Origin of the sequence: Streptomyces globisporus (assembly GCF_003501885.1) — a bacterium.
GTDB classification, from domain to species: domain Bacteria; phylum Actinomycetota; class Actinomycetes; order Streptomycetales; family Streptomycetaceae; genus Streptomyces; species Streptomyces globisporus_D.
In genome coordinates, this window is the sequence record NZ_QWFA01000278.1 from 1 (window position 1) to 5,671 (window position 5,671).

General features: G+C 72.7%; 5 protein-coding genes. 4 read left to right on the forward strand and 1 reads right to left on the reverse strand.

Features of this window, described 5'->3' with window-relative positions:
* The first annotated feature begins 307 nt into the window (after positions 1-307).
* Positions 308-853, forward strand: coding sequence for a hypothetical protein (locus D3105_RS31685; RefSeq protein ID WP_030708117.1), 546 nt, complete (start codon positions 308-310; stop codon positions 851-853).
* 173 nt (positions 854-1,026) lie between these two features.
* On the forward strand, positions 1,027-1,659 hold the full coding sequence (locus D3105_RS31690; protein WP_118906316.1) for a class F sortase: 633 nt from the start codon (positions 1,027-1,029) through the stop codon (positions 1,657-1,659).
* Positions 1,660-1,672: 13 nt separating this feature from the next.
* Here D3105_RS31690 and D3105_RS31695 read toward each other — a convergent pair whose 3' ends face one another.
* On the reverse strand, positions 1,673-2,461 hold the full coding sequence (locus D3105_RS31695; protein WP_118906317.1) for a TSUP family transporter: 789 nt from the start codon (positions 2,459-2,461) through the stop codon (positions 1,673-1,675).
* 166 nt (positions 2,462-2,627) lie between these two features.
* Here D3105_RS31695 and nirB point away from each other — a divergent pair, with 166 nt between their 5' ends.
* Positions 2,628-5,255 (forward strand): nitrite reductase large subunit NirB, encoded by a 2,628-nt coding sequence (gene nirB, locus D3105_RS31700; protein WP_118906318.1) that lies wholly within the window; start codon positions 2,628-2,630, stop codon positions 5,253-5,255.
* A complete protein-coding gene (gene nirD, locus D3105_RS31705; RefSeq protein WP_118906319.1) occupies positions 5,255-5,614 on the forward strand; it encodes a nitrite reductase small subunit NirD in 360 nt (119 codons plus the stop codon). The genes nirB and nirD overlap by 1 nt, the downstream gene beginning before the upstream one ends.
* Positions 5,615-5,671: the final 57 nt, after the last annotated feature.

Below are 5,671 nucleotides of genomic sequence, written 5' to 3' on the forward strand. Positions count from 1 at the left end.
GGTGCCGTGGGGGGCGGGGATCCGTCCCGTGGGGGGGTGTCTTGCGTGTGCCCGGGGCCCACCAGGTCATACATGTGATCTACGTCACACTCCGCGTACGCGCCTCACCCGATCGGCACCCGGCCCGGCAGCACGGACCGAACGGCCCAGTCGCACCGCCACGACCTGCGGTGATCCATTCCGGCAAGGGTGCCGCGCCGGTCCGTACGGGTGAAAGCTGACCCCACGTCAGGAGGCGTGGCGAGCTGGGCCCCCGTTGGCTCGGGGCAGGACACACCCGCTCGCGCCGTCTGCCCGGAGGATCCCCATGCGCAGTCCTGCCCGCCTCGTGACCGGCACCGTCGGTGCCGCGTTCACCGTCATCGCGTTCGGTCTCACCGCCGCCGCTCCGTCCGCGTACGCGGGTGACTTCGGCCGCCTGGAGATCACCCCGGCGACCGCTCCCCCCGGCGCCACCATCACCGTGAACACCACCGCCTGCGGCAAGAAGGGCTCGGGCATCGGCGACGCGAACGAGCTGGACGCCGGGGACTTCGAGATGCGCCCCGGCACCCACAAGGAGGTCGTGGTCGGTCAGTTCACCGTGCCGCACGACACCCGGCCCGGTGTCTACGAGATCGTCGTCTCCTGCGACAACGGCAAGGACGCGGTCGGCGACCTCAAGGTGATCGGCGGCGGCAAGCACGAGAAGCCCATCCACGACCGCCCGTCCGGCCATGTGCGGACCGGGGTCGGCGGCAGCGTCGAGCCGAACTCCACGCAGGTCGCCCTCGGCGTCGGCGTGATCGGCCTGGCCGCAGTCGGCGGACTGTGGCTGCTGCGCCGCCGCTCCGAGGGCGCCGAAGGAAGCTGATCCGAGGGCGCCGCGGGAAGGCCCTTCCGAAGGCGCCGACGGAACGGCGGGCGCCACGGGGAGGCCCTTCCGAAGGTGCCACAGGAAGCTGAACCGCCGCTTCCCCTCTGACCGGGCGGGGCGCGTCCCCGAGCGCGTCCCGCCCGCCCGGACCACCGACCGAGGACGACGCCGTGTCACCGAGCGCGCAGAAGGCCAAGGGCTGGCTGGTGGGCATCGCCGTGCTGTGCGGCATCTGGCTCATCCAGAACGGGCCCGGCGGCCAGCTGATCCCGCCACAGCCCTCCAGCGCCCAGGCCTTCGCCGCCGGACCCCAGCTCCAGCCCGGCTCCCCGGTCGCCGAGCCGCTGAACCCCTCCGATCCGGTCCGCATCCGCATTCCGACCATCGAGGTGGACGCGCCGATGACGCCGCTGGGGCTGGCCGCCGACGGCAGCCTCGACGTACCGCCGGACGAGGACCGCAACCTCGCCGGCTGGTACGAGGACGGCGTCCCGCCCGGCGCGCGGGGCACCGCGATCGTCGCGGGCCACGTGGACAACGCGGAGGGCCCGTCCGTCTTCTACGCCCTGGGCGCCCTGACGAAGGGGACCCGGGTCGAGGTGGACCGCCGGGACGGGCGCACGGCCGTGTTCTCGATCGACGCCATCGAGGTCTACGACAACGACGACTTCCCCGACCAGCGCGTCTACGGCGACGCTCCGCACGCCGCGCTCCGGCTGATCACCTGCGGCGGCGGCTTCTCCGAGGAGACGGGCTACCAGGGCAACGTGGTGGCGTACGCGCACCTCACGGACGTGCGCTGACCACCTGGCGCCGCTACGCGTTCCACTGGTCGAAGCCGAGCTTGGCGACCAGCGAGAACACCACCGTCAGCAGCACCGCCCGGACGAAGCCGCTCCCCCCGCTCAGCGCCATCTTCGCCCCGATCATCCCGCCCGCCAGGTTGAAGACCGCCATCACGGCCGCGAGCTGCCACAGCACGGTGCCCTGGTACGCGAACATCGCCAGCGCCCCCGCGTTGGTGCACACGTTGACGATCTTCGCGGTGGCCGACGCGGTCACCAGGTCGAGGTGGAGCACGGCGGTCAGGGCCAGCACCAGGAAGGTGCCGGTGCCCGGCCCGAACAGCCCGTCGTAGAAGCCGATACCGCCGCCGACCAGCACGATCGCCGTGATGATCCGGGCCCGGGCGACCGGCCGGTCCGTACCGCCGCCCGCGGCCGCCCCGAAGGACGGGCGCAGCATCACGAAGGCCGCGACCCCCAGCAGCACGACCATGATCACCGGACGGAGCACCTCGCTGCTGATCCCGGCGGCGAAGAACGCCCCCGTCATCGACCCGGCGAGCGCCATCAGCCCGATCCGCACCGCAAGACCCACCCGTACCGGGGCTTTGCGCAGGAAGGTCACCGCCGCACCCGAGGTGCCCACGATCGCGACGGCCTTGTTGGTGCCGAGGACCTGGGCCGCCGGCACGTGCGGCAGGCCGAGCAGCAGCGCGGGCAGGAGCAGCAGTCCGCCGCCGCCGACCACCGCGTCGATCCAGCCCGCGGCAGCCGCGGCGAGGCAGAGGAGGATCAGGGTCGTCAGGGTTATGTCAGGCACGAACCGACATTAGACGCCTGTCGCACATGCCCTTCACCCGGTCCCTCACAGGGCCCCTGCCCGGTCGCTGAGCGCAAGGTTCCGCCCGGGAAACAGACGGGATGCGGCCGGGTAACACCTCCCGCCCAGGCTCGGGGCATCAGGACAACCGACGGAGGCCACTGAGATGCCGGAGCCCACCTTCGAGCCGCGCACCACCGCCGCCGCCTCGAACGCCACCCCGAACGCCCAGGCGCACACCGCCGTCCCGACGATCGTGGTCGTCGGGCACGGCATGGTCGGCCAGCGGTTCCTGGAGACCCTGGCCGAGCGCGGACTGACCCCGGCGGCCGGCGGCGCCCGGGTCGTCGTGCTCTGCGAGGAGCCCCGGCCGGCCTACGACCGGGTGCGGCTCACCTCGTACTTCGCCGGGCAGAGCCCCGAGGACCTCTCGCTGGTGGAGCCGGACTTCATGGCCCGGCACGGCATCGAGCTGTACGTCGGCGACCCGGCGACGGCCGTGGACCGGGCGGGGCGGACGGTGACCTCGCGGTCCGGGGCGGTGTTCCCGTACGACACGCTGGTGCTGGCGACGGGCTCGTACCCCTTCGTGCCGCCGGTGCCGGGGAAGGACGCCCGGGGCTGCTTCGTGTACCGGACGATCGAGGACCTGCTCGCGATCGAGGAGTACGCGAAGGGCGCGGCGACCGGTGCGGTGGTCGGCGGCGGGCTGCTGGGTCTCGAGGCGGCCGGGGCGCTGAAGGGGCTGGGGCTGGCCACCCATGTCGTGGAGTTCGCGCCCCGGCTGATGCCGGTCCAGGTGGACGAGGGCGGGGGCGCGGCGCTGCTGCGAACGATCCAGGACATGGGGCTGTCCGTGCACACGGGGGTCGGCACGCAGGAGGTCACCGCCGGCGAGGACGGGGCGGTGACCGGGATGTCCCTCTCCGACGGGTCCTCGCTCGCGGTCGACCTGGTCGTCTTCTCGGCGGGCGTACGGCCCCGGGACCAGCTGGCCCGGGAGTGCGGCCTCGCGGTCGGGGAGCGCGGCGGGATCGTCGTGGACGAGGAGTGCCGGACGTCGGACCCGGCGGTGTTCGCCATCGGCGAGTGCGCGCTGACCGCCGACGGCCGGGTGTACGGGCTGGTCGCGCCGGGCTACGACATGGCCCGGACGGCGGCCGAGGTGATCGCGGGCGGGCGGTCCGCGTTCACGGGGGCGGACCTGTCGACGAAGCTGAAGCTGCTCGGGGTGGACGTGGCCTCGTTCGGCGACGCGCACGGGGCGGCCGAGGGCTCGCTCGACGTCGTCTACTCCGACGCCCGGGCGGGGGTCTACAAGAAGCTGGTGATGGGCCCGGACGGGACCCTGCTGGGCGGGGTGCTGGTCGGGGACGCGGAGCAGTACGGCACGCTGCGGCCGCTGACGGGCTCGGTGCTGCCCGTCGCACCCGAGCAGTTGGTGCTGCCGGCCGGGTCGGGTGGCGGCCCGGTGTCGCTCGGCCCCGGCGCGCTGCCCGACGAGGCGGTGATCTGCTCCTGCCACAACGTGACCAAGGGCGCGATCTGCGAGCACACCACCCTGCCCGAGGTGAAGAAGTGCACCAAGGCCGGTACGGGCTGCGGCAGTTGCCTCAAGGTGATCGGGCAGCTGATGCCGCCGCCGGAGGACTCGGGGCTGTGCGGCTGCTTCCCGTACAGCCGCAGCGAGCTGTACGAGATCGTCCGCACCCTGGAGGTCACCTCGTTCGCCGAACTGCTCGACTCGCACGGCCGCGAGGAGGCGCGTGGCGGCGACGGCTGCGAGGTCTGCAAGCCGACGGTCGGCTCGGTCATCGCCTCGCTGGCGCCCACGGTCGGTGCGAGCGGCTACGTGCTGGACGGCGAGCAGGCGGCGCTCCAGGACACCAACGACCACTTCCTGGCCAACCTCCAGCGCAACGGGTCGTATTCGATCGTGCCGCGCATCCCGGGCGGTGAGATCACCCCGGAGAAGCTCATCGTCATCGGCGAGGTGGCCCGCGACTTCGGCCTCTACACGAAGATCACCGGCGGCCAGCGCATCGACCTCTTCGGCGCCCGGGTCGACCAACTGCCGCTGATCTGGACCCGGCTGGTGGACGCGGGCTTCGAGTCCGGGCACGCGTACGGGAAGTCGCTGCGCACGGTCAAGTCCTGTGTGGGGCAGACCTGGTGCCGCTACGGCGTGCAGGACTCCGTGAAGATGGCGATCGACCTGGAGCTGCGCTACCGGGGCCTGCGCTCCCCGCACAAGCTGAAGTCGGCGGTCTCCGGCTGCGCCCGCGAGTGCGCGGAGGCCCGGGGCAAGGACTTCGGGATCATCGCCACCGCCCAGGGCTGGAACCTGTACGTCGGCGGCAACGGCGGGGCCACCCCGCGCCACGCGGACCTGCTGGCCCAGGACCTCTCGGACGCCGAACTGGTGCGGCTGATCGACCGGTTCCTCATGTTCTACATCCGCACCGCCGACCGACTGGAGCGCACCTCCGCCTGGCTGGAGCGGATCGACGGCGGCCTGGACCACGTCCGGGACGTGGTCGTCCACGACTCGCTGGGGCTCTGCGAGGAGCTGGAGCGGCTGATGGCCGACCATGTCGCGGGCTACCGCGACGAGTGGGCGGAGACCATCAACGACCCGGAGCGGCTGCGCCGGTTCGTCACCTTCGTCAACGCCCCCGACGCCCCCGACCCCTCGGTGAGGTTCGTTCCGGAGAGGGACCAGATCAAGCCGGATCTGGACCTGCTCGCCGGACCCGTCCTCGCCGTCCGCACCCTCGAAGGGACCGCATCCTGATGGCTACCGCGACGATCACGACAGCGCAGGGCACCGGATCCGTCCGGCTCGCCCACGGCGAGGACTGGCTGACGGTCTGCGAGCGGGGGCTGCTGATCCCCGGCCGGGGGGTGGCGGTGCTGCTGCCGGACGGGGACCAGGCGGCCGTCTTCATGGACCGGGCCGGTCAGGTGTACGCGATCGGCAACCGGGACCCGTTCACCGGGGCGTACGTCCTCTCGCGCGGGCTGCTCGGCTCGGCGTGCGGGCGGCCGTTCGTGGCCTCACCGCTGCTGAAGCAGCGCTTCGACCTGGCGACGGGGGCGTGCCTGGACGACGACGAGGTGTCGGTGCCGGTGTTCGCCGTACGGGCGGACTGACCCGGGCCCCGGGGGCCGGGTCAGTCCGCCCGTACGGCGAACACCGGCACCGACACC